Annotated in this window: 22 protein-coding genes, 1 pseudogene, 1 CRISPR repeat array and 1 riboswitch; of the genes and pseudogenes, 6 read left to right on the forward strand and 17 right to left on the reverse strand. The window is 53.4% G+C overall.

The genetic code is table 11. The annotated features are described in order from the left end of the window. The first annotated feature begins 18 nt into the window (after window positions 1-18). Together FLT43_RS07485 and FLT43_RS07490 are read left to right on the forward strand one after the other, a co-directional pair. Window positions 19-531, forward strand: coding sequence for a hypothetical protein (locus tag FLT43_RS07485; protein ID WP_087442303.1), 513 nt, complete (start codon window positions 19-21; stop codon window positions 529-531). Between the two features lie 164 nt (window positions 532-695). Next, the gene (locus FLT43_RS07490) at window positions 696-1,097 is read left to right on the forward strand and encodes a YxeA family protein (RefSeq protein ID WP_087442302.1); all 402 of its coding nucleotides are present in this window, start codon (window positions 696-698) and stop codon (window positions 1,095-1,097) included. A gap of 121 nt (window positions 1,098-1,218) precedes the next feature. Here FLT43_RS07490 and FLT43_RS07495 read toward each other — a convergent pair. Further along, a pseudogene (locus FLT43_RS07495) lies at window positions 1,219-1,344 on the reverse strand (CatA-like O-acetyltransferase); the annotation flags it as partial. A 105-nt stretch (window positions 1,345-1,449) separates the two neighbouring features. On the opposite strand from FLT43_RS07495, the gene FLT43_RS07500 reads away from it, so the two are divergent. Together FLT43_RS07500 and FLT43_RS07505 are read left to right on the forward strand one after the other, a co-directional pair. Further along, complete coding sequence (locus tag FLT43_RS07500) at window positions 1,450-3,504, forward strand: hypothetical protein (RefSeq protein WP_087442301.1); 2,055 nt, start codon at window positions 1,450-1,452, stop codon at window positions 3,502-3,504. Window positions 3,505-3,744: 240 nt separating this feature from the next. Further along, complete coding sequence (locus FLT43_RS07505) at window positions 3,745-4,341, forward strand: class I SAM-dependent methyltransferase (RefSeq protein ID WP_087442300.1); 597 nt, start codon at window positions 3,745-3,747, stop codon at window positions 4,339-4,341. A 99-nt stretch (window positions 4,342-4,440) separates the two neighbouring features. Here the strand turns inward: FLT43_RS07505 and FLT43_RS07510 are convergent, their stop codons facing one another. From FLT43_RS07510 to FLT43_RS07585, 16 genes are all read right to left on the reverse strand, one after another. After that, entirely contained in the window at window positions 4,441-5,229 is a 789-nt protein-coding gene (locus tag FLT43_RS07510; protein ID WP_087442299.1) for an ATP-binding cassette domain-containing protein, read from the reverse strand. Window positions 5,230-5,314: 85 nt separating this feature from the next. Beyond that, complete coding sequence (gene cbiQ / locus FLT43_RS07515; protein WP_087442298.1) at window positions 5,315-5,992, reverse strand: cobalt ECF transporter T component CbiQ; 678 nt, start codon at window positions 5,990-5,992, stop codon at window positions 5,315-5,317. Beyond that, on the reverse strand, window positions 5,979-6,272 hold the full coding sequence (locus FLT43_RS07520; RefSeq protein ID WP_087442297.1) for an energy-coupling factor ABC transporter substrate-binding protein: 294 nt from the start codon (window positions 6,270-6,272) through the stop codon (window positions 5,979-5,981). The genes cbiQ and FLT43_RS07520 overlap by 14 nt, the downstream gene beginning before the upstream one ends. Beyond that, window positions 6,269-6,919, reverse strand: a complete 651-nt coding sequence (locus tag FLT43_RS07525; protein ID WP_087442648.1) for an energy-coupling factor ABC transporter permease — start codon at window positions 6,917-6,919, stop codon at window positions 6,269-6,271. Before FLT43_RS07525 ends, FLT43_RS07520 begins: the two co-directional genes overlap by 4 nt. A gap of 108 nt (window positions 6,920-7,027) precedes the next feature. Continuing rightward, complete coding sequence (locus FLT43_RS07530) at window positions 7,028-7,726, reverse strand: cobalt-factor II C(20)-methyltransferase (RefSeq protein ID WP_087442296.1); 699 nt, start codon at window positions 7,724-7,726, stop codon at window positions 7,028-7,030. Then, window positions 7,719-8,513 (reverse strand): sirohydrochlorin cobaltochelatase, encoded by a 795-nt coding sequence (locus tag FLT43_RS07535; protein ID WP_087442295.1) that lies wholly within the window; start codon window positions 8,511-8,513, stop codon window positions 7,719-7,721. The genes FLT43_RS07530 and FLT43_RS07535 overlap by 8 nt, the downstream gene beginning before the upstream one ends. After that, window positions 8,510-10,009, reverse strand: a complete 1,500-nt coding sequence (gene cobA / locus FLT43_RS07540) for a uroporphyrinogen-III C-methyltransferase (protein WP_087442294.1) — start codon at window positions 10,007-10,009, stop codon at window positions 8,510-8,512. The genes FLT43_RS07535 and cobA overlap by 4 nt, the downstream gene beginning before the upstream one ends. A gap of 13 nt (window positions 10,010-10,022) precedes the next feature. Further along, a complete protein-coding gene (gene cobK, locus FLT43_RS07545; RefSeq protein WP_087442293.1) occupies window positions 10,023-10,769 on the reverse strand; it encodes a precorrin-6A reductase in 747 nt (248 codons plus the stop codon). Then, a complete protein-coding gene (cobJ, locus tag FLT43_RS07550; protein ID WP_087442292.1) occupies window positions 10,766-11,491 on the reverse strand; it encodes a precorrin-3B C(17)-methyltransferase in 726 nt (241 codons plus the stop codon). The genes cobK and cobJ overlap by 4 nt, the downstream gene beginning before the upstream one ends. Continuing rightward, window positions 11,488-12,549, reverse strand: a complete 1,062-nt coding sequence (locus FLT43_RS07555) for a cobalt-precorrin 5A hydrolase (protein ID WP_087442291.1) — start codon at window positions 12,547-12,549, stop codon at window positions 11,488-11,490. The genes cobJ and FLT43_RS07555 overlap by 4 nt, the downstream gene beginning before the upstream one ends. After that, on the reverse strand, window positions 12,536-13,285 hold the full coding sequence (locus FLT43_RS07560) for a cobalt-precorrin-4 methyltransferase (protein WP_087442290.1): 750 nt from the start codon (window positions 13,283-13,285) through the stop codon (window positions 12,536-12,538). The genes FLT43_RS07555 and FLT43_RS07560 overlap by 14 nt, the downstream gene beginning before the upstream one ends. Then, complete coding sequence (locus FLT43_RS07565) at window positions 13,282-13,857, reverse strand: decarboxylating cobalt-precorrin-6B (C(15))-methyltransferase (protein WP_087442289.1); 576 nt, start codon at window positions 13,855-13,857, stop codon at window positions 13,282-13,284. Before FLT43_RS07565 ends, FLT43_RS07560 begins: the two co-directional genes overlap by 4 nt. After that, entirely contained in the window at window positions 13,847-14,452 is a 606-nt protein-coding gene (locus FLT43_RS07570; protein WP_087442288.1) for a cobalt-precorrin-7 (C(5))-methyltransferase, read from the reverse strand. Before FLT43_RS07570 ends, FLT43_RS07565 begins: the two co-directional genes overlap by 11 nt. Next, on the reverse strand, window positions 14,449-15,570 hold the full coding sequence (cbiD, locus tag FLT43_RS07575) for a cobalt-precorrin-5B (C(1))-methyltransferase CbiD (RefSeq protein ID WP_087442287.1): 1,122 nt from the start codon (window positions 15,568-15,570) through the stop codon (window positions 14,449-14,451). Before cbiD ends, FLT43_RS07570 begins: the two co-directional genes overlap by 4 nt. 14 nt (window positions 15,571-15,584) lie before the next feature. After that, window positions 15,585-16,217, reverse strand: a complete 633-nt coding sequence (locus tag FLT43_RS07580; RefSeq protein ID WP_087442286.1) for a cobalt-precorrin-8 methylmutase — start codon at window positions 16,215-16,217, stop codon at window positions 15,585-15,587. Window positions 16,218-16,392: 175 nt separating this feature from the next. Then, window positions 16,393-16,564, reverse strand: a riboswitch (cobalamin riboswitch). 191 nt (window positions 16,565-16,755) lie between these two features. Continuing rightward, entirely contained in the window at window positions 16,756-17,676 is a 921-nt protein-coding gene (locus tag FLT43_RS07585) for a methyl-accepting chemotaxis protein (protein WP_087442285.1), read from the reverse strand. Window positions 17,677-18,978: 1,302 nt separating this feature from the next. Continuing rightward, a CRISPR array of direct repeats spans window positions 18,979-20,338; the repeat unit is 32 nt; unit sequence ATTTCAATCCACGCATCCGCGTAGGATGCGAC. A gap of 448 nt (window positions 20,339-20,786) precedes the next feature. On the opposite strand from FLT43_RS07585, the gene FLT43_RS07590 reads away from it, so the two are divergent. Beyond that, the gene (locus FLT43_RS07590; RefSeq protein ID WP_087442284.1) at window positions 20,787-21,782 is read left to right on the forward strand and encodes an Rpn family recombination-promoting nuclease/putative transposase; all 996 of its coding nucleotides are present in this window, start codon (window positions 20,787-20,789) and stop codon (window positions 21,780-21,782) included. Between the two features lie 95 nt (window positions 21,783-21,877). Next, window positions 21,878-22,255 carry a hypothetical protein gene (locus tag FLT43_RS07595; protein ID WP_174818186.1) on the forward strand — a complete coding sequence of 126 codons (378 nt, stop codon included), beginning with the start codon at window positions 21,878-21,880 and terminating at the stop codon, window positions 22,253-22,255. Window positions 22,256-22,270: the final 15 nt, after the last annotated feature.

A 22,270-nucleotide genomic window follows, 5' to 3' on the forward strand; every position in this document is an offset into this window, starting at 1 on the left:
GGATAAGGGGACACGACGATGAACTACATGTACCTCAAGATCGATGATCCGGACAATGGGTTCACCTATTATTTTGAAGTGGACGGCGATCGCGTCGCCTACCGACAGATCGAGCTGTCGGAGAACAACGGATGCAGACTGTCGATCGCGCCTGACTTCCATTTGAGCGAAGTGCTTATCGATTACGAAGAACAAGACCTTATCGCCAAGGAAGAATTCGAGCGGGCATGGACGGCGGCCGTGCTGCCCTATCAATCCGCCTGGGAGCAGACGAAGCGGGAATACCGCATTGGGGATGCAGTCACCGGCGGAATTGCGATGTTCTATCCGCAGGGGGTCATCATCCAGATAGGCCCGGGACGGTACGGCGCCGCCCGCAGGGAAGAGCTCGCTCCCGCTCCCCTGCCCGAATACTTGTATCCCGGCCACCGGGCCGACGGCATCGTGCTCGGGTACGATGAAGACAACTTCTGGCTCGTACTGGGGGATGTCCGCGTAACGGAAGAAAACATCGCCATCGAATGGGGTTAATCCGAGGAGGCCTACAGCCACCAGCCACTCAGCTGATGATCAGGCCTCGCTCCAGTACCTTGCAAAAACGTAATGTGCTCGTCACCTAATTGCATTCCGCATGAAAGCGGCATGGCTTATGATGAATGTACCGCATAAGCATACAAAATTGAAGGTGAGGCATTATGAAAAAATTTACAATGATCATCGTCTCCATTGCCGTTATGGCATCGATAGTAGTCGCAGGCTTTCTTATTTTCGGAGTCGATGCAGCCAAAATGAAGGCCGAGTGGGGCACAACCAAAATGTATGTGCATATTACCGAAAACGGCAAGGAAGAAACGATCGGCGCGGACAGCAAAGATCCGTTTTCACGTTACTACTACACACTGACCGCCTATGACGAGCATGGCAATGAAGCGACGGTTTCCTTCAGCGCCAACAAAAATTTGCGGCGCGATTCGTTCCTCCTCGTGTATGTCAAGGATGGCGAAGACGGCAATGGGGTTCGGGACATCGGACGATATGACGAAGTAACGAAGGAGGACATTCCGGCCAAGGCCAGAGAGCAACTGGGTGTAAAATAAAAGGAACCAAGCCCTGCCGAACCCGGCAGGGCTTTCATCTTGGCAGACTCCGCTTAGAGCAGAGAATATTCCGCCTGACTCATGCCGTAAATCGCTTGTTCCTCTCCAAGAAGATAAGTCGTCACTCCATGTTCAGCCATTCCCCGCAATGCTGCGCCAAGCCTTCCAATTCATTCAGAAAAACGCTGGCATGATATCCATCACAAACGGCATGATGCACCTGCAATGAAACGGGCAATCGCGTTTGCCCATCCTGCTCACGTGTGCGGATAGATATGGATAGACAACATTTACCTGCGTGTGAGACAATAATGCAGAAAATTCATCTATCGAGACCGGGAGTGAACCACCAGTGATTGAATGTCAAGATTGCGGCACGCAGGTCAGCGAATCCGTCGGCTACTGTCCCCGATGCGGTTCCCGGCTGCCCGACAAAAATAAACGCCGCTCAAACTTCAAGAGACGTAATCTGATCGCCACCCTGCTCAGTCTCGTCATTGTATGCTCCCTCATCCTGCTTGTCGATTACCAGAACACGCCGGACAAATACAACGAATGGTTCTCCACAGATGCCGCCGAATCGACGGAGGAGACTGCCGCCGGCCTCAAGGAAGAAGCCTGGGATAAGCAGCTCGAGGCCTATTTGGCAGACGGGAAGAAAGACCTCGCGCTTGAGCTTCTGCAGCAGCAGATTGCCGCTCAGGGAGCGAGTGCGCAGCTCTATGGCTGGGCGGCGGAACGATTCAGCCAGCACCGCTATCCTGCGGAAGCCGCCGCGATCTGGCTGGAAGGGATAATGGAGACAGGCGCGCCCGAGTTGGCGGAGCAATTGCGGCAGGCCGTGGCGCCCGCGGATATGATAGAGTCGGGCTCGCTCAAGCGCTTCCTGAAGACGGCCTACGGCAAGCCTGCCGAGCAGATTACATGGGAGGATCTGTATCAGCTCAAGTCTTTGAGCATTAGCGATGAGAGAATTTCCTTCCAGTTGGAGGCGAGGGACATCAATCATACGGGCAATGCCGATGATTCCGGATTGTTATCCGAGCCCTTGCGGACCAAATTTACAGAGCGGCCTTGGACAACGGGAGAGCTTGCTTTATTCTGGGGACTGCGCTCGCTGCAATGGGACGTCTCCGCGAAACTCCTGGATGAGCGGGTGCTTCTGACTCTGCCCGATATGCAGCAGTTGCGCCTGGCGTACGGATTCAGGCAGAATCCGTTGACATGGGCCAGCCTTAGCGGACTGGAGGAGCTGTCCCTGCAAGGCACCGGGCTTGCGAGCCTGGAAGGAATCGGCCAGCTACAGAATCTGAGAAAGCTGGAACTGGAGCGGACCAAGGTGGATAATCTCGAACCGCTGGCTGCCTTAAGCGGGCTAGAATCGCTGACGCTGCGGCGCAACGATCTGATCACATCCGTAGAGCAGGTGTCCCAATTGAGCGGCTTGAGAGAGCTGACGCTGGAGGGAGAGGAACTGTTCATGCTCCAGCCGCTGGCGGAGCTGACACAGCTTGAAGCGCTTGCCCTGCACCGCACCGGAACCAAAGATATCTCCTTCGCCGCGCAATTGCCGGCGCTCACATCGCTCACGCTCGAGGGCAACAGCCAGCTAAGCAATCTGGCTCCGCTTGCCCGCTTGACGGGGCTGACGCATTTGGCGCTCGATGCCGGCCATTCGGATAAGCTGGGGGGACTTGCCAAGCTGACGAATCTGGAGTCGCTGCATCTGAGGGGGATCAACGATTTGAGCCCGCTGGCTCATCTGAAGAAGCTGCGCAGTCTGGAGCTGAGAAGATCGTCCGGGACGCACGATCTGCGCTCGCTCGCTGGACTTACCCGATTGGAGGAGCTGTCCCTCGTCGACAACGTCGGCGGAATTGACGAGGCCGGCTCGATCTTCAAGCTGGGCAAGCTCAAGCGGCTGCGGGTCATGGACAGCAACGTATATGGCGACATGTCCGGCATCAGTTCCCTGCGGGAGCTGGAGGAGCTGTACATCCAGAACTCGGAGGTGCAGCTCAAGCTGGCGTCCCTAACCGGGCTTGGCAAGCTGAAGAAGGTGGCCATCAACAACAGCGAACTGATTGATAACGTCTATATCGAGCGGCAAGGGTTCATGACCAGCTATTATTATGATAACCGGGACTGGGACAAGGAGCTCGGCCAATGGAAAGCCCCGCCGCAGCTTGAGGCGCTGGAGCTGACCGGCAACAAGCTGACGACGCTGTCATTCGCGGCCAGACTGGGCAAGCTGACGCACCTGAATCTGGAGGATAACAGCATTACGAGCATCGAGCCGCTATTGAAGCTGCCGCAGCTGCGGCTGATCAATCTGCGGGAGAATCCCGTCCTGGACTGGTCGCCTGCCGATCAGATGCAGGATACCGTGTTTTTGCGCACCATGTAGCCAAGCGCCGATTCGAAGCGCAATTGTGAATTATGCAGGGCCCCATCGCAAGCCGGGGGCCCTATTTGCATCCGCGCGGCAACCCGTTAATTGACACGGCAAAATCTTAGAAGTTATTATAGAGCTGCGAACTCTTTAATTGGGAATGGATTTTACTCCATCCTCTTCCTAACAGATCGCACCGCGCCTGAACGAACCCCGGAACCTTGATATCAAGTGAATGAGAGGAGGCTAGTATGTATGGCAAACCCATGGCATGAACGTTTTCATGCAGAGGACTATTATTATGGAGAAGAAGCGAATCTATTTATTCAACAACAGGCCTTTCGGTTAGAGGCAGGCAAGAAGATCATCGCATTGGCAGAAGGAGAAGGCAGAAATGCGGTGTTTTTGGCAACGAGAGGGCATGATGTGACCGCCCTTGATTACGCGGAAAGCGGTCTGCTCAAAACGAAAAAGCTGGCCCAGAAGCATGCGGTCCAAGTCCATACCGAACAGGTGGATCTCTTGACAGATCGCGTGCCGCACGAGGAATACGATGCAGCCATCATGGTATTTGGACATTTTCATCAAGAGGACCAGAAATCGGTGCTTGCGAAGCTGAAACAAACGGTAAAACCCGGCGGGATGATCATGCTTGAAGTATACTCCAAGGAGCAATTGCATTATGGAACAGGCGGCCCAAGGGATCCGGGCATGCTGTACGAGCCGCATGATCTGCTTGCCTGGTGCGAAGGTCATAAAGTCATCCATTTCTTCTATGGAGAACAAGAGCGGGTGGAAGGAAAGGGGCATACGGGTCTAGCCCATGTCATTCAGCTTGTAGTAAGAAAATAAGGTGCAAACCTGTACCCTATCCTTCCATACCATCATATTGCAAGGCGCAGAAAGGCGGATGATGCTGCCTTTCTTTTTCTATGCGCGTAAGCCAAGAAATCAACACCGGAACAGCTCGTCTTCCGTCTTGCATAACGGCAGTCCCATCCGGGCGTGCAGCTTGACGAGCCAAGGCTGGGTCAGGCCGGCCGCTTGCACCAGGGCTGCGTCGGCGAATACCTCCGTCTCCGCTCCCTCCTGCAGGACACGCCCTTGCTTCAATATATACACGTAATTGCAAATTTCATAAATCAAATCAATATCATGACTCGAAATCAGTATTTTGTTCCCTGCTTCGGCCAATTCCCGGATCAGCTCCATCATCATCTGTCTGCCTTCCGGATCGAGCCCCGCCGTAGGCTCATCAAGCAGCAGCCATTGCGTATCGAGCACCAGCGCCCCGGCAATCGCTACCCGCTTCTTCTGCCCGTAGCTCAAATACTGCACAGGCTTATCGCGGAAGCCCGCTGCGCCAACCGTCGCCAACGCTTGATTGACCCGTTCCGCGATCTCCTCTTCTCCCCTCCCCAGATTCCGGAGAGCAAAAGCGACATCATCCGCCACGCTCGAATAAAAAATTTGCTGATCCGGGTCCTGAAAAACAATTCCCACTTCGGTCCGCAAAGACAACAGATCCTTCTTGCCGTAGCGGAGCGGCCGCCCATGGAACAGCACTTCCCCGCCTGACGGCTTCAGCAGACCGAGCAGCAGCTTGAACAGCGTCGATTTCCCCGAGCCATTGGCGCCGACGAGCCCGATAATATTGCCTTTCGCCAAATCAATCGAGACATCATCCAGCGCCCGCTGGCCGTCTTCATATTCATAGCAGAGATGATTCGTGGATAACATCCGTCCACCCTCTTTCATAATCGAGGCAACTCCAGTGTCCAAAAGGGCCGGTTGTCAGCGCCAAGAAGCTTGCTTGAACTGCCTCTTACACGTGGAAGTCGCCTTGGAACAGCTTCACATCAAGCACAACCGACATGTCGCGATAGCGTAACATCACGCGCTGGAATAACACATTCACCAGCATGGCCAGCGATTTGTAGCTGTTTTTGAGCCCGTGATAGCCGAACCGAAGCTGCTGCGCATGGCGAATGGCCGCCGCTTCTTCGATAAAAATAAAGATAAAACGGTAAATCAGAACCATTAATTCGATGAGAAGAACGGGAATATGGATCGTTCTCATCACCTTGACCAGCTGCTGCACCGGAACCGTTAAGACAAAAAAGAGGGTGCAGGCCAGACAAGCCGTGCTTCTGAACAATACTTGCGCAGCAGCTTGCAGGGTCGCATCTGAAATGCCCAAATACAAGGAACCGGCCTGCACCTTCCATAACAGTCCATCCGCAGACGGCGACACGGATATGAGAATCGAGATGATGCTGAACAGTAAAAAAGAAAACGGAAGCATAAACCATTTTATATAGTAGCCGCACTTCATTTTGGCGACATACATGGTTAGCGGAACAAGCAGCAGACAGATGGCAGCCTGCAACACCGCCGGACCGCTCAAGGACAGGATTAGCAGCAGCATATACCCGGATGTTTTGATGTAGGGAGATACGCCAATCCAGCGGTTGTGATAGGCATATTTATCAATGGTCAGCATGTTCCTGCTTCCGCTTGCCGCGCTGCACTCCGATGACGTAGGCGATAATCCCGGTTCCGATACAGCCCTGCAGCGTGAACAGCAAGCTCTCGATCTCGCCGCTCTTCGGCTCATATACGGGAGTGAACCACGGTTCATAGTCCGGATGGAGTTCCGAGATCGCCGCTTCCGCCTCCCCGTCCGATCCTTCATACGCGGCATCTCGATTCAGGATAAAAGGACTTACGATTAAAATAACGACCAGCAGCAAGAGAACGAGATTGATATTGATTTTTTTCATTGCCATTGCGCCGCCTTTGCCGGGAGATTTTTCTGAATCAGGTTGTACATCATGGTCGTGAGCAAGCCTTCCGCAATCGCGATCGGCACCTGAGTCGTGCAGAAAATGGCCATGAACTTGAAAATCGAGGCCATCATGCCGGAGGCCGGGTCCGGGAAAACGATCCCAAGCTGCACCGAAGTCACCAAATAAGTGGCAAGATCGGCGATAAATGCACACAGGAAGATGGCCAAGCCTTGACGGCAGCCCATTTTCCGAGCCAGTCGATAGACGAGAAACCCGACGATAGGTCCGACGACAGCCATCGACACCGCATTGGCTCCCAGGGTGGTGATGCCTCCATGGGCAAGCAGCAGCGCCTGGAACAGCAGCACAATCGCGCCAAATACGCTGACGACAAGCGGCCCGAACAGCACGGTTGCCAGGCCTACGCCGGTCGGATGAGAGCAAGAGCCCGTCACGGACGGAATTTTGAGAGCGGACAAGACAAAAATAAAGGCGCCGCATAAGGCAAGCAGCAATTTATTGTGCGGATCGGCGGCCACCAGCTTGCGAATGCGGAACAAGCCGGCAATCAGGAACGGAATAAACGCGAGGCTCCACAGGATGGACCACGTTGGCGGCAGGAAGCCTTCCATAATGTGCATCGCATGCGCCGTCTGCGGATTCGTGATGGCAAAATAAATAACAGCAACGAGAACGAGCGGGATAAATTTGAAATATTTAGCCGATAACCGGGTTCGCATTTCATGTCCCTACCTTTCTTTTTTCACAATAATCGTAGAAAAATAAGAAAGCTTTTCATCGTCATGCAGTTGGCTCAAGCCAAACGTTATCTTTTCCGAAGCCATGGATGCATCGCTGACAAGCACCGCCTGATCCAGCAATTGGTGCTGCTCCAGAAGCCGGAGCACCAGCGGCATATTGCTGGCTGCCTTCATGAGTACAATCGTGTCAAAGCCGGTCAGCGCCTGGTGAAGCGCCTCCTCCCCGGAAGTGACCGGAATGACCGCCAGCGATTCCTCATCCATGACAAGCGGCCAGCCGACACGCGAAGCCATATAGGAGAAGGAGGGAATCCCTGCAATCGTCTCCGTCCCGATCTCCGCCCGCAGCAGCTCCAGCAAGTAGCTGTACGTGCTGTAGACCATCGGATCTCCGAGCGTAATAAAGCCGGCATTTTGGCCCGATAGCACATCCGCTTGAATCTCCGCCGCGATGCGTTCCCAGGCCTGCTCCTTTTCCTCCTTGTTGTAGGTCATGGGAAAATGGCGCTGCTTCACCGTCAGTCTCTCCGGCAAATACGGAGCCACAATCTTCAGCGCGAGGCTGGCTCCGCCCTTCTTCGCTTCGGGCGTATAGAGCACATCCAGCTTCCCAAGCGTATGAACGGCTTTCATCGTCAATAGCTCGCTGTCTCCCGGACCTGTCCCGATGCCATAAAACTTAGCCATGCGCTGCCATCTCCTTCTCCATCGCCATGCGGATATGCTCGATAAACTGCGCCTGAATCAGGGAGTTCTCGCCCAGCCCCTGCAAATAAGCGATTGCTTCGAAGCCTTGCTGCGTCAATTGCGATTTCCAGGAGTCCGCTTCGTCCGATGCCATATCGTTGATCGCATGATCTCCGGCCACCAGCATGAACGGCATCAAATGGACCTTCCGGACCTTCGCCGCCTTGAGTTGTTCGATGACGCGCTCCAGCGGGGGATAACCTTCCACGGTGCCCAAGTAAATGGGCTCGCCGGCCAGCATATGGTCGAGACAAGCGTATGCGCTGAACGCATGATGCTCCGACCCATGCCCCATCAGCACCAGCGCTTCATCCGCGGCCAGGCGCGGCGCTTGCGCCTTGACGGCCTGAATCGCTTTGCCGTAATCTTCATAGCTGTCGAGCAAAGGCTTGCTGATCAGCAATTGTTCAAATTGCTCCCGGTATGGCAGAGCCTGAGAGACGATTTTCTCGAACTCCTCGCCGTTAATGAGATGCAGGGATTGGATAATGACCTTGGCATAACCGGCAGCTTTCAATTTTTCGAGCGCCTGCGCAGGCGCGTCGATATACAGCCCATCGCGCACCGCCAGTTTTTTTCTAATTTTGTTGGATGTAAACGCTCGGAACACATCGTAGTCGGGAAACATGTCCCTGATCTTATTTTCGCAAGCTTCAATCGTTTTGGCGCGCGTCTCCGGATAGCTTGTTCCGAAGCTGACGACCAGTATCGCTTGTGTCTGATTCATGTCGGCATAACCTCCCCGGATTCTTCTAACAGCAACGTAATCAGCGCATCCGGCTGCGCCGCTTCCGCCTCGCGATAGACCTCCAGGCCCTGCTCGCGTATCGTCCGGCTCGTCATCGGGCCGATGGACACCAATTTCATCGAGCGGAGCAAGTCTTGTTCTTCCGCGCTCAATACGGAGAGCAGATGCTCTACCGAAGCGGAACTGGAAAAGCAAACGGCATCAAACTTGCGCAAGTCAAACGGCCGTTCCGTCTCCAACACTTCCCGATACAGCGGCAAAGCAGCGAACTCGGCTGCTCCGCCCAGTTCAGCGGCCAACTGGGCCGTATGCTTCTCGCTTCCGGCGAGCAGCACCTTCGTCCCTGGCCGCCAATTCCCGGCGCAGGCTTGACGGATGAGGTCCGCCGATCGTCTCGACACGAGGATGTCAGCGGCAAATCCGTATTCGCACAGCTTCTCCTTCGTCTGCTTGCCAATCGCCGTCAGCCGGATCCCGCTCAGCGCGCGGATATCCTTCCCGGACTCCAACATCGCCTCGATGAACAAAGGGACGGCTTCCGCCGAAGTAAACAGGATTTCTTCGCACTCTGGCAAGTACGCCGCCACGGCGTTCGGAAGCGCCGGATCAATGAGTTTTTCAATCCGAATACCTGGATAAAGGGTCACCTCTCCGCCCAAGGCCGTAATCTGAGCGGCCAGTTCGCTTCGCCCGGCACGCGCGCGCGGTAGGAGAATATGCTTCCGGAACAGCGGCGCTTTCTCGAAAAAGTTCAATTTATCCCGCAGCTTCACCACATCGCCGACGACGATTAAGCCCGGCGCCCCGATGTTGGCATCCGCCACCTTGGCGCAGATTGTCGTCAGATCTCCCGTAACCGTCCGCTGACGGGAACGGGATGCCCATTCGACCACGGCTGCAGCCGTATCGGGGCGGCGTCCATGCTGGATTAAGTTCGCGCAGATCGACGGAAGCTGGGTTATCCCCATCAGGAAGATCAAGGTGCCGTCCAGCCGGGCCAAGCTTGTCCAATCGAGCGGATCGCTGCCGTCCTTCAAGTGTCCGGTGATCACGTGGAAGCTGGAGGCGCAATCCCGGTGCGTCACCGGGATGCCGGCATAGGCCAGCCCGCCGATCGCCGAGGTGACGCCGGGGACGACTTCGAAGGGAATGCCTGCCGCATGCAGGGTCTCGCCTTCCTCCCCTCCGCGTCCGAACACGTAAGGATCGCCGCTTTTTAGGCGAATGACCAATTTGTTCTGTCTCGCCTCATTCACGAGAATTTGCTCGATTTCCGCTTGCGGAATCGGATGGTGGGAAGGCTCTTTGCCCACGTACATCAACTCGCAGTCCGGCTTGCGCTCCTTCAGCAGCGCCGGATTCACGAGGCGGTCGTAGACGATCACATCCGCCTGCCGTATGAACTCCGTTGCTTTCACGGTTAACAGGCCGGCTTCGCCGGGTCCGGCCCCTACAAGAACCACCTTGCCGCTCATCGGTGTTCCCCCTTTATTTCATATAAATTGTGTATTGTGCAAGCTCGCCGATGTCTGTAATGACATTCTGATATTGCAGCGGCGGCCGCCGAATGACGACGCAAGGAATGCCGAGATCCTGGCAAGCGGCGATTTTCTCGGCAAAGCCGCCCTTCGGCCCGCTTTCCTTCGTAATCATCACTTCCGCGCCGGTCTGACGAAAAAGCTCTGTATTCAATGCTCGGGAGAACGGTCCCTTCATCGCGATAATCTGGTCGGCCAGCAGACCGAGCTGTTCGCAAGCCACGATGACGTCCGCCACAGGCAGCACTCTCGCGATGACATGCTTGCCGGGGAGCTTGGCCACATATTCCGGCAAGTTTTTGCTCCCGGTCGTCAGGAAAATCCGGTCGCCCAACGCCGCTGCGGCGCGGCATGCTTCATCAATGTCGCGGACGAGATGAAGATGGTCGGCCTCACCGGATGACCTCTCATAGCGAACATAAGGTATATTCATGCTGCCAGCGGCGTTCATCGCATTCGCGGATACTTCCACCGCGAACGGATGGGTCGCGTCGATGATCAGGGAGACCGCCTTCTCGCGCATCACCCGGCACATGCCGGCTTCATCCAGCCGCTGGCAGATGACCTGCTCGGCATGCTGCTTCGCCAGTTGTTCCCCATATTCGGTGGCCACGGACACGATATATTCATGCCCGCGGGCATGCAGCCAATCGCAAATATCGAGACTATCCGAGGTTCCGCCGAATATCAGAATCATAGCGTATAACCCCGCGGCGTGATCATGCGGCCATGGGAGACATAGGTTTCCTTGTTGCCGACGATCACCATCGTCGTCATATCCACCTCTTCATAGTCGATGTCCGCCATCGTCGTCAGTATTTGTCGTTCTTCCTTGCGGCCGACGTCCTTCACGATGCCGACCGGAGTGGAAGGCGATTTATAGTCCATCATCAATTCCAGGGCATGCTTGAGATGATTCGCCCGGCCCTTGCTTCTCGGATTGTAGAAGCAGACGACAAAATCGGCTTCCGCCGCCAGCTTCACCCGCTTCTCGATGACCTCCCAAGGCGTCATCAGATCGCTCAAGCTGATATGGCAAAAATCATGCATCAGGGGCGCTCCCAGTCTTGCCGCCGCGCCGATGCTCGCCGTGACGCCAGCCACGATCTCGACTTCTATCGGTGCTTGCTCTTTGTCAACAATCTCGAGAATGAGGCCGGCCATGCCGTAAATCCCGGCATCTCCGCTCGATACGACCGCCACCGTCTTGCCGGTCTTCGCAATATCGACGGCTTCCTGGCAGCGGTCGATTTCCTTCCGCATTCCCGTTTTCACGACTTCTTTCCCCTGGATCAGCTCTTCGATCAGCCGGATATACGTGATGTAGCCCACGATCACATCCGCTTTTTGAATGGCGGCGAGCGCCTCTCCGGTCATCATATCTCTCTCGCCCGGCCCAATTCCTACCACATAAATCATGCCTTCACCCCATCGCTTCGTGTCGTTCTATCTCCCATCGCCATCGTGATCCCATTGACGGCGAATCTTGGCGTCAGCACCCGGCCCCCGCTGGCCAGATCGGCCGCGGATAACGCGACGCTGCCTACTTGCACGGTCTGTCTGACGAACTCGGATACCGGATATTTGCCTTCCACTTCACGCAGTTGATCGGCCGTGAACGTGATGAAGGGGCAGTTCCATTGCTCTGCCAATTGCTTGATCGCCGGTTCATCCTGTTTGACATCGATACTGGCCATGACCGCAAAGGAATGCGGATCGGTATCATACTGATTGCAAAATTCAGTAAACGCCTGCATCATCTGTTCAGGCTCCGTGTGCTTGCGGCACCCGACCCCAAGCACGCGAGTCTGCGGTACCAGCTTCACCGTGTGCACATTCAATTCCGGCAGGCGGTACCGGTGCGTGCCCCACACCAGGGCTTCGGCCTGTTCCGGAAGCTCATGCGGATTCGTGACCGGCGTGAAGCCCCGCCGATCGATCTCAACCGGCACTTCCTCGTACAGGCATACGATTTTCCCGGCGGCCAGCAGCCCGTTGATTCGCTTGCAGTTCTCGCGATAATCCGGGATCCATCCCGGCACGGACGGCACGATCATATCGAGCGCCGCCACCTGCTGAACATCCGTGGCCGTCGTAATTACGGGGGCCGCTCCCGTCAGATCCGCCAGCTTGCGGGCCAATTCATTGGCCCCGCCCACATGTCCGGACAATAGGCTGATGGCGTGAAGTGCTTTCTCATCCATCACGACCACCGCCGGATCATACAGCTTGTCCGAGATGACGGGAGCCAGCGTCCGAACGGCAATCCCTGTCGCCATAATGCAGACCAGCGCATCATACTGCTGGAAAAGGCGGCGCATCCCCGTCGCGAAATCCGGTTGAAGGGCAGCAAACCCTTCAGATTGCAGCTTCGCGGGCACATAGCAATCGGCCGCCAGCACCTTCTTGATGGAGGCGGCAAGCGCTTTACCAATCGCCGTGACTGCAATAATGGCCGTGTTGTTATCTGTACTCATGCGAGAAATCCTTGTCGTACAGCTTGGAGTAATAATAGGTCTCGCCCAGAAAATCCCCGACCATAATCAACGCCGTTTTCGTAATGCCCTGTTCCTTGACTTTGGCCGCAATATTCCGCAGGGTTCCGGTTACTTGCTTTTCATCCGCCCAGGTCGCTTTGTAGATGACGGCCGCCGGCGTATCCTCCGGATATCCGCCTGCCACCAGCTCTGCCGCCACGTCCTCGACCGCTTGCACCGACAGGAAGATAACCATCGAAGTACGGTGCGCGGCGAAGGAGCGCAGCGACTCTCTGTCCGGAACCGGCGTTCTGCCTTCCATGCGCGTAATAATCACGCTTTGGCTCACTTCCGGCACGGTATACTCGACGCCAAGCTGCGAGGCGGCCCCGAGGAATGAACTTACCCCAGGCGTGCAGGTGAACTCGATATCCCGCTTTTTCATTTCCTCGATTTGTTCCCGGATCGACCCGTAGATCGAGAAGTCTCCTGTCTGGAGACGAACAACTTCCTTCCCGGCCTTCACGCTTTGTTCCATGCAATCGATAATCTCCATCAAATCCATCATGGCGCTGTTGTAGATTTCACAGCCTTCCTTGCAGTACTCCAGTAGATCCGGGTTCACGAGCGAACCGGCATAAATGACGACATCCGCCTCTTTCAGGAGGTTGTACCCTCGCAATGTAATCAGTTCTTTATGTCCGGGTCCCGCCCCAACAAAATGCACTTTCGTCATGCTGTCCCGCTCCTTTCTTTTTGGCAGGCGATGATGAAGGTCGGATTTTGAGGCTTAAAATAATGACCTTGTCCAAGCTCCTGCCACTTCGACACCTGCATTTGAATGATCTCGGCTTCCTGCCAGGGTCCTTGTTCGAGATAGGCTGCCGCTTCGAGGGCATTTTCCATCAGGATGAAATTGAGCACAAGCTGGCCGCCTGGCTTCAGCAAGGCATAGCTCCAGTCGATAATCTCCGTTAATTGCCCCCCGCTCCCGCCGACAAAAATAGCGTCGAACACGGTATTGTCCAGCCGGACAGGAGCCTCTGCCGCCACAATCTCCACATTGTCCAGCCCGAACTGCCGCCGGTTCTGTTCGATTAGGGCCAGCGCCTCTTCGTTCCGTTCGATCGCGGTTACCGCCACATGGGGGAACATCTTCGCGACCTGCAGCGCGACGCTGCCCGTTCCGGCTCCAACGTCGAGAACATGGCGGCTTGTCTCGTCCAAGGCCAATTTGTCAATAGATACGGCGCGGACCTCCGCCTTGGTCATCGGTGTCTTGCCGCGAATAAATGCTTCATCCTTCATCCAAAATCACCACCACATTCATCTCATAGTGAGCCTCAACCTGCTCCGGCTTCAACCGGTGTAGCCGTTCCTCGGGATAGCTGAGGTTTTCTCCGATAATGAGCGTTTTACGCAGCTTGCGCCGCATAATTTCCTCTGCGATTTCCGCCGGGCCAATCTTGCTGTCCGTGACCATCGCCACTTTCGAGTGCGCGAGCAGAAAGTCGAAGTCAGGCTGCTTGCCGTGACTGCTCGTAATGTACAGGTCGTTCATGGCAATACCGCAGCGGCTGCATAAATATTGAATCGAGCTGATCCCGGGCACAATCTGAAGCTGTTCCTGTGAAAATCGGTCCAACGCCCATTTTCCGATGCCATACATTAACGGGTCTCCGGAGGCGAGCAGCACGATCTCCTGGCCGATCCTCTCGCGAAAAAAGGCTTCCAGCTCCGCGAGCTGCGAGGGCAGCAGCTTGCGTTCGGCCGGGTTGTCCGGCGGGATATCGCTAAGCTGCCGCTTCGAGCCGACAATCACGTCCGCCTTCTCTATGAGGAAGGCGCCCGCTCCGGTCAGCAGCTCCGGACTGCCCGGGCCAATTCCGACAATATGAATCATGGCCATGCCTCCTTGATGGTTGAGATGTCACAGGTGGAAGCCAGCATTCCGCGATCCGTCGAGAACGTGATGACGTCGATATCCACCGCCGGTTTGCTGTATTTCAAAAACTGTTCTGCCCGTTGTTTCACTTTGTCCGCGATGGTCTGAAAAACCTCGCTATACCCTTCCGCCACCATAATTTCTCCTGCCGCTTCCGTCGTCGCACAGGCCGCAATTTGCTGGAGCAGGGGAAGGGGCGCGCCGGCAAGCGCCAGGTTCGCCACCATGATCTCTGCCCGCGCATCCGCGTCTTTGCTGTATGTGGTGAAAATGCCGGCGGACACTTTAATCAACTTGCCGAAATGGCCCACCATCAGCACATGCTCGAACGCGAGTCGCTGCGTCTCCTTGAGCATGTAGCCGACGAAGTTGCTCATCGAGACCACGTATTTGCCGTCGATGCCAAGCTGCTCCTCGACGAAGCGCTCCCCGTAATTCCCGGGAACGAGAATGATTTTGCGGAAGCCCTGCGCTTTTTTCATCTCCAGCTCGATGGACAGCGACTGCTTCCACCCTTCATCGGACATCGGAGTTACAATTCCGGTCGTTCCCAGAATTGATATTCCGCCGATAATTCCGAGGCGGCTGTTCATGGTGCGCTCGGCGCGCTCTTCGCCTTCCGGCGCGAAAATCACCACGTCCGCACCACGGTTCGGGCCAATCTCTTCCCGTACGGCCGCAGTAATCATTCGGCGCGGCACCGGATTGATGGCCGCTTCCCCGACCGGGACCGCGATGCCCTTCTGCGTCACGCGCCCGATGCCTTGCCCGCCGTCGATGCGGATCTCCTCGCTGGCATTCAAGGTGACCTGCGCAAAAATCCACATGCCATGCGTCGCATCGATATCATCGCCGCCGTCTTTTTGGACGGCGGCGGTGGCCGTATGCCGATCGAACTGCTGCTTGTCCACCGGAAGCTGCAGGGTTGTTCTGTTCGGCGTGATGATCGTCACCCCGGCGATCTTTTCCTGCTTGACGATCATGGCCGCTGCCGCCTTCGCCGCCGCTGCCGCGCAAGTGCCTGTCGTATAGCCCTTGCGCAATTTTTTCCCCTCATAGTACACGTAATCTGCCATCGGGCCACCTCTTCTTACATCGCGTACAGCACAGCATTCATGATGGCTGCCGCCAGATTGCTTCCGCCCTTCCGCCCGCGGGCCACGACCGCCGGAATGTCGCTTTCATAGAGCGCTTCTTTCGATTCGGCCGCCCCGACGAATCCAACCGGCACACCGACGACAGCCTCCACGTCCAACTCACCGGCAGCCGCCATCTCCAGAATTTGATAGACAGCGGTAGGCGCATTGCCGATGACGAACAATTTCTTGCCTTCTTCTGTGGCGGCAAGCTGTATCCCGGCCATCGAGCGGGTGATGCCTTGCTGTTGGGCCACCTCGGCCGTGTGCGGTTCATTGACGTAGCAGCGGTAGCGGCAGCCGTATTGCTCCAGCAGCTTTTTATTCATGCCGCTCAGGGCCATATTCGTATCGGTAAAAATGATGCCGCCCTGCCGGATCGTCTCGCGTATTTTCGTCAAGGCATCATGCGTAAAGACGAGATTATCTAAATAATCAAAATCCGCCGTCGTATGAATCGCCCGCTTCATAACCAGCTCCTCTTCCCGGTTGCGGAACGTATAGTCCGGTCTTGTTGCCGTAATGATGTCCTGTATGATTTCAAAGCTTTTTTCTTCAATCCGCTTGGGGTTTTTGATGTAGTCCATCTTTCCCTCTCCTTTTCGTGGGTTTCAATACAACCTCTAAAAGGGAACAAAAAAACACGAAACCTTAAGGTCCCGTGTCCATACGAAGAAAAAGGCAGTATCCAAGTGTGTTCGGCAATGAACATACTGGTGCCTAGGTTCTCTGCAATAGACAACTGTTCCCTTAGAAGTTGCTGCAAGGCTGAACAGAGGAGGTCTCCTGACTTGACATCATTCTACTTTCCCGCCTTCCCAGAAATAATTCCAGTGACATGAATGGGATTTCGTCCGCTTTACAGTAGCTAGGGCCTGTAGAGGAATCGCACCTCTTTCCCTGATCTCCGCTCAGTTTTCTATTCAATTTTTATCAAGATTATTTTTTTCCACTTGAATTGCGTGAATCTCTTAGGTGAATCATAGCTTGACTTCTATCATGCCGCCTGTGACAGAACTCACTGCATATCGATTTGACGGACAACAAAAAGAGCGCTTCAAGCCTGCTGACTGGCTCGAACGCTCTTTTTGAATTCTTTGCGATAGGAATGTTGTCCAACCTTCGTTATACCATGACGCTCAATGTTTTCGCCTGCGTATCCAGGTTCTCCGCTGCCTGGCCGATTTTGGAAAATTCCTCAGTGGCTAGGTTAATTTGATGCTGACATTCGACGATTGCATTCCGGGAATTCTTCGTCCCCCCGCCAACATGTCCTACCTTGTCGGCGATTCCCTCGATGGCGGCTTGGACTTCCTTGGCCGCCTCTTGGACATGCTCCGCCAGCTTCCGTACCTCGGCGGCAACCACCTGGAACCCTAGGCCATGCTCCCCGGCATGGGCCGCCTCAATCGCGGCGTTCAGGCCCAGCAAGTGGGTTTGCGAAGCAAAATCCCGGATCATCTGAACAATTCCTTTGATGGACTTGTATTCATCTTCCAATTGCCGTAGGAGGGTTAAGTTGTCTTCACTGTCCGTCACCGCACGCTGAATGGCTGCCGCAACCTGCTGGTTGCGCTCCACGCCTTCTTCCGTCCGCTTCAGCAAATCTTCCGCCATCAGCCGCAGCTCGTCCTTCATTCGGGAGGCGGCGTTTTCCCTTGGCGTGATGTCGGTCGCCACCTTCAAGACAGCTACCGTGTGACCGGTATCATCCAGAACCGGCATATACGTCGCTTCAAGCCACACCAGGTTCCCATTTTTCGCTACCCGGGCGATTTTCTGTTGAAACTTGATACCGTTCCTTAGATTTTCCCAAAATGCATCATACTCTGCACTTCCGATAAACTGTTGCGTGCAAAACATCCGGTGATGTTTTCCGGCAAGTTCTGGCGCCGTATACCCCATTGTCTGGGCAAACAGCTGATTCGCCCAAAGTACTTCACCCTCGATGTTAAACTCGATCATGGCGAGCGACTGCTCTAATGCGGCCAGCACCGCTTTCTCCTCCAGCACTTGTGTACTTTTCTGGCTCGTCCCACTTTTCATTCATGCGCATCTCCCTTTTTTCATGCCATTGCAGCAGGCGTGCCATCCCTACCTGCTTGCCCCCCGGTTGATTTCGACCTCTATATCCCTGCCCATGAGATGGCGCAACCGCTGGCTGATGGCCAAGCCCCAGTCAGGCACCTCGTTCTTTGCACATTGATGAATCAGCCTTTGTCGTGTGGACATACCGCGATAAGATCTACCAATTTTTATGTAAATAGCCCTCTTTTTTTATGAATTGGCATTACTTTCGTCCTGTTTTCTAAGCTGATGTTCAATATGCGCTAGGACTTTTTAATTATATAACATAGATCTCTACCATTTTTGAAATAAAAATTGGGGCTGTCCCATCTGCAGTGTTTCGCTGCAACGATGAGACAACCCCTCATTCTCGGATTGCCGAAATAATGCAAAAATACAGGTTTCCATTATGAGGTGTCGCACGTTAGAGGGATTCCTGCAAAACTACAGGAATTTCAGGATTTGTTATAGATAGGAAGCAAAAATCGGCGAAAATAATGTACTTTTACAGTAATTTAATCAAATATGGGCATAAATAGCACAAATTCCTGCATTCATCAGGCTGTTTAGAAAGTCCAAAGGATTATTGGGCACTTCATCAGGACTTGTCTCTCCGTAGAAAAATTTTATCTGATCGAAGTGCCTTAAAACTGTACAATGAAATGTCTATCCGATAGGCGAAGTCCTCAAAACTGGACGGTTTCTCAAGACACGTTGATTCAGTAGGCAAAATCCTGCATAACTATAGCAATTCGGTAGGGACGACTTCACCAGAAAGGGAATCCTGCAAAACTGCAGGAATTTCACCCGTTTCTCTTCGACTTAGCTCAAAAGGCCCTAAAATGATGTAGCTGTGCAGCAATTCCTTGAAATGTCGACTCATTGAGCCGAAATTCCTGTAAAATAGCAGCAATTCCTCCACACGTTAAAACCCCAGGAGATTATGATGTCTCCAGAAGGCGATGACGCTCTGAATGCTAAGTTTCGATTAGGTACTCACCTTCCGAAAAAAACAGGGGTTTTCCAACAGCCTGATTCATGCAGGATTTCATTTCACCAGCTCCGTCTCACAACCTCGTCTAAACCCGTCCCTATTCCGCCGCTTTTCCGTCCGCCGTCTTCCTGCCACTCTATTATCTGTATATCCCGTCTTGCCCCGCATCCTTGCGCACTGCCTATGGGACAGCCTCATCACAACCGGGTTTGTCATAGAAAATTTGCTTTTGTGGCGTATCGGAAACGTTTTTAACTTTTCCGCAAGGCCGAAGGCCGGTTTTGGGAAATTCAACCCAGGCATCCGCGCAGGATGCGACAAATATTGGGCTCACAGCGCTTCTCTAATGTCCAATTTCAATCCACGCATCCGCGTAGGATGCGACATTTAACTTCGAACTGCTCAATAAGGCGTTTGGGATTTCAATCCACGCATCCGCGTAGGATGCGACGGCTGCCCGTCTTCCGTCAGCGGCCCCCAGGTCTTATTTCAATCCACGCATCCGCGTAGGATGCGACGGGACAGCGGGCACCTACGTAATAGCATTCAGGGCATTTCAATCCACGCATCCGCGTAGGATGCGACTTAAGTGACCAGCTAATAAAGTGGCCGCCATAATCAATTTCAATCCACGCATCCGCGTAGGATGCGACGTTCAACATACGCTGGATCGAGAATCAACAATATTTCAATCCACGCATCCGCGTAGGATGCGACTACGAACGCAATCGTACACCTCCCGTCAATACAAATTTCAATCCACGCATCCGCGTAGGATGCGACGTTTGCACGCCGCAAGTCCCGTAATCAAACCGTTATTTCAATCCACGCATCCGCGTAGGATGCGACGAGAATATCGCCGCCGGCCGCGTGCCAGCAGTCATATTTCAATCCACGCGTCCGCGTAGGATGCGACATCGCCGCGCCCAAGACGATCGATATCCATTACAAATTTCAATCCACGCATCCGCGTAGGATGCGACCCGATACAGATACATTGATCCAGCCTCATGATCATCACCCCATTTCAATCCACGCATCCGCGTAGGATGCGACAGGTTAGTGCCTGAGCCAGATCCGCTATTTCATATTTCAATCCACGCATCCGCGTAGGATGCGACGCTAACGCGGAACCGTTACTATTGGGAACCAGCAAATTTCAATCCACGCATCCGCGTAGGATGCGACGCCGGCTGTGCGTGGCTCATGAGTTTATGGTTTATTTCAATCCACGCATCCGCGTAGGATGCGACTTTCTTTGGATGCTTTTTGCTCGAATTTCTTTTGATTTCAATCCACGCATCCGCGTAGGATGCGACCAACGTGCGATCGACGGTGTTATGGGCGTAGCAATTTCAATCCACGCATCCGCGTAGGATGCGACATGAGCAACAAATGAGCACAAACAAGAATGTAAAATTTCAATCCACGCATCCGCGTAGGATGCGACGTTTTTCGATTTTGTGTCTATCATCCCGTACTATTTCAATCCACGCATCCGCGTAGGATGCGACGTATTCTTTCCGGACTTCCTGGACTGCTACCGTCTATTTCAATCCACGCATCCGCGTAGGATGCGACGAGGATGTGAAAAGATGGCCAATAGAGAGAAGAAATTTCAATCCACGCATCCGCGTAGGATGCGACAGCAAAAAAATAACATAAAATATAACAATAAAATCAGTTTTTTGCTAAAATCTCGGAGAAAATGAGAGATTTAGCTCGAAATAGCTTTAAACTAATTAACTTTTCCAAACTGAATTGGACAATATTTCAATAATTTTGGTGCGAATCCCCTAGGGATTTCATGTGCACTTCACATTCGCACCGATTTTTCATTTATTTTCACTCCATTTCAAACGAGTTCTAAACTCCTTTTTTCAGTATACCACAGAGGGATCGAAATAATGGATAATTTCAGACTATTCTGAACAAGCACAGCGTTAGATCTACCGCTCCAAAAAAAGAATCAGAAAAATCGAAAACTCCCGTGGAATCGTTATAACACCATAGACTCGACTAGATTTCCACCCTATTCCCCACCACTTATAATCAGGTATAATAAAGGAAAAGATGGTAGGAAGGAGAGGCATGTATGGGGACGGAAACCGATGAACACCATACGGTACACCAACGCCACGATACGTCATACCGCTTCCTGTTGTCCAGCAAAAAACTCTTTGTCGAGTTGCTTCGCTCCTTTGTTCAAAAAGAGTGGGTAGAACGCATCGATGAAACGAATGTACAGGAAATCCCCCACTCGTTTGTTCTTCAAGACTTCAAGCGCAAGGAAGCCGATTTGGTGTACCGGGTGAAGCTGAATGGGCAAGATGTCGTGTTTTATTTATTGCTGGAAATGCAGTCCAAAGTGGACTTCCTCATGCCATACCGCCTTCTGCTTTATCAGGTTGAGATTTGGCGGTATCTTATGAAAGATCAGGAAAAAGCGAAGGGCAAGCCTAAAACATTCCGGCTGCCTCCCATTGTGCCGATTGTGCTGTACAATGGGAAGAGACGCTGGACCGCCAGTCGCCAATTTCGCCAGTTGTTAACCAATGAAACGATGTTCGGCTCGGAACTCCTGAATTTTGAATATGTCCTTATTGATGTTGCTCGATATACAGAAGAAGAGTTGTTGGGTCTTTCCAATACGATCGGTTCTGTCTTTTTGCTTGATCAGACGGCGGATCAGACGGAGTTACTGAATCGTCTCGGCAAGCTGATGCATACCATACAGCAATTGCCAGAGGACAGCCAGCAGCAATTAATCGCCTGGATGGCTAATATATTAAGTCAGAAATTGCCGGAAAATGAACCGCAGTTGCGCGAGCTTATTCAAAACGTAAAAGGAGGCGTATCGGTTATGGGGCTCGAAAAAACCTTGGATGCTATTAAGCGCGAGGGAAGACGTGAAGGCAGAAGAGAAGGTAAACGAGAAGGTGTATTAGAAGGCAAACAAGAAGGCAAGCGGGAAGCAAAAGAAGAAGTTGTTAAGCAAATGATCGCCGAAAATCTGGATCCTGAATTGATCGCCAGAGTCACGGGCTTTTCACTCGATATTATTGCACAGTTACGGGAAAAATCTAAGTGATTCATACTACCGGCCGTTTCTCTTCGAACGGCTCTTTTTTTGCTACTTATATGTGAGTACACCTTTCGGACTTAAAAATGCCGCTGTGTTATACAATGAGCCAGCAGCAATTGATCGCCTGGATAGCGAATATTTTAACTCAGAACTTACGGAAAAATGAACCGCAGTTGCGCGAGCTTATTCAAAACGTAAAAGGAGGCGTATCGGTTATGGGGCTCGAAAAAACCTTGGATGCCATTAAGCGCGAGGGAAGACGTGAAGGCAGAAGAGAAGGTCTTCGTCAGGGTCTGCAAGAAGGTATACGAGAAGGTAAACGCGAAGGTTTATTAGAAGGCAAGCAAGAAGGCAAGCGGGAAGCAAAAGAAGAAGTTGTCAAGCAAATGATCGCCGAAGGACTGGATCCTAACTTGATCGCCAGAGTCACGGGCTTTTCACTAGAAATTATCACGCAGTTAAGGGAAAAATCCCATTAATTCATAGGTCCGGCC

The sequence above is a fragment of the Paenibacillus thiaminolyticus genome (genome assembly GCF_007066085.1).
Lineage (GTDB): Bacteria > Bacillota > Bacilli > Paenibacillales > Paenibacillaceae > Paenibacillus_B > Paenibacillus_B thiaminolyticus.

Excerpts from the sequence above, each read along its gene's own strand:
- FLT43_RS07490 (WP_087442302.1), top strand. The coding sequence starts at position 696 with ATGAAAAAATTTACAATGATCATCGTCTCCATTGCCGTTATGGCATCG.
- cobA (WP_087442294.1), bottom strand. The coding sequence starts at position 10,009 with ATGAGCGGCAAGGTGGTTCTTGTAGGGGCCGGACCCGGCGAAGCCGGC.
- FLT43_RS07570 (WP_087442288.1), bottom strand. The coding sequence starts at position 14,452 with ATGATTCATATTGTCGGAATTGGCCCGGGCAGTCCGGAGCTGCTGACC.
- FLT43_RS07595 (WP_174818186.1), top strand. The coding sequence starts at position 21,878 with ATGAGCCAGCAGCAATTGATCGCCTGGATAGCGAATATTTTAACTCAG.
- cbiD (WP_087442287.1), bottom strand. The coding sequence starts at position 15,570 with ATGGCAGATTACGTGTACTATGAGGGGAAAAAATTGCGCAAGGGCTAT.
- cbiQ (WP_087442298.1), bottom strand. The coding sequence starts at position 5,992 with ATGCTGACCATTGATAAATATGCCTATCACAACCGCTGGATTGGCGTA.
- FLT43_RS07505 (WP_087442300.1), top strand. The coding sequence starts at position 3,745 with ATGGCAAACCCATGGCATGAACGTTTTCATGCAGAGGACTATTATTAT.
- FLT43_RS07535 (WP_087442295.1), bottom strand. The coding sequence starts at position 8,513 with ATGAATCAGACACAAGCGATACTGGTCGTCAGCTTCGGAACAAGCTAT.
- FLT43_RS07555 (WP_087442291.1), bottom strand. The coding sequence starts at position 12,549 with ATGAGTACAGATAACAACACGGCCATTATTGCAGTCACGGCGATTGGT.
- FLT43_RS07485 (WP_087442303.1), top strand. The coding sequence starts at position 19 with ATGAACTACATGTACCTCAAGATCGATGATCCGGACAATGGGTTCACC.
- FLT43_RS07590 (WP_087442284.1), top strand. The coding sequence starts at position 20,787 with ATGGGGACGGAAACCGATGAACACCATACGGTACACCAACGCCACGAT.
- FLT43_RS07510 (WP_087442299.1), bottom strand. The coding sequence starts at position 5,229 with ATGTTATCCACGAATCATCTCTGCTATGAATATGAAGACGGCCAGCGG.
- FLT43_RS07520 (WP_087442297.1), bottom strand. The coding sequence starts at position 6,272 with ATGAAAAAAATCAATATCAATCTCGTTCTCTTGCTGCTGGTCGTTATT.
- cobK (WP_087442293.1), bottom strand. The coding sequence starts at position 10,769 with ATGATTCTGATATTCGGCGGAACCTCGGATAGTCTCGATATTTGCGAT.
- FLT43_RS07530 (WP_087442296.1), bottom strand. The coding sequence starts at position 7,726 with ATGGCTAAGTTTTATGGCATCGGGACAGGTCCGGGAGACAGCGAGCTA.
- FLT43_RS07525 (WP_087442648.1), bottom strand. The coding sequence starts at position 6,919 with ATGCACATTATGGAAGGCTTCCTGCCGCCAACGTGGTCCATCCTGTGG.
- cobJ (WP_087442292.1), bottom strand. The coding sequence starts at position 11,491 with ATGATTTATGTGGTAGGAATTGGGCCGGGCGAGAGAGATATGATGACC.
- FLT43_RS07585 (WP_087442285.1), bottom strand. The coding sequence starts at position 17,676 with ATGAAAAGTGGGACGAGCCAGAAAAGTACACAAGTGCTGGAGGAGAAA.
- FLT43_RS07580 (WP_087442286.1), bottom strand. The coding sequence starts at position 16,217 with ATGGACTACATCAAAAACCCCAAGCGGATTGAAGAAAAAAGCTTTGAA.
- FLT43_RS07560 (WP_087442290.1), bottom strand. The coding sequence starts at position 13,285 with ATGACGAAAGTGCATTTTGTTGGGGCGGGACCCGGACATAAAGAACTG.
- FLT43_RS07565 (WP_087442289.1), bottom strand. The coding sequence starts at position 13,857 with ATGAAGGATGAAGCATTTATTCGCGGCAAGACACCGATGACCAAGGCG.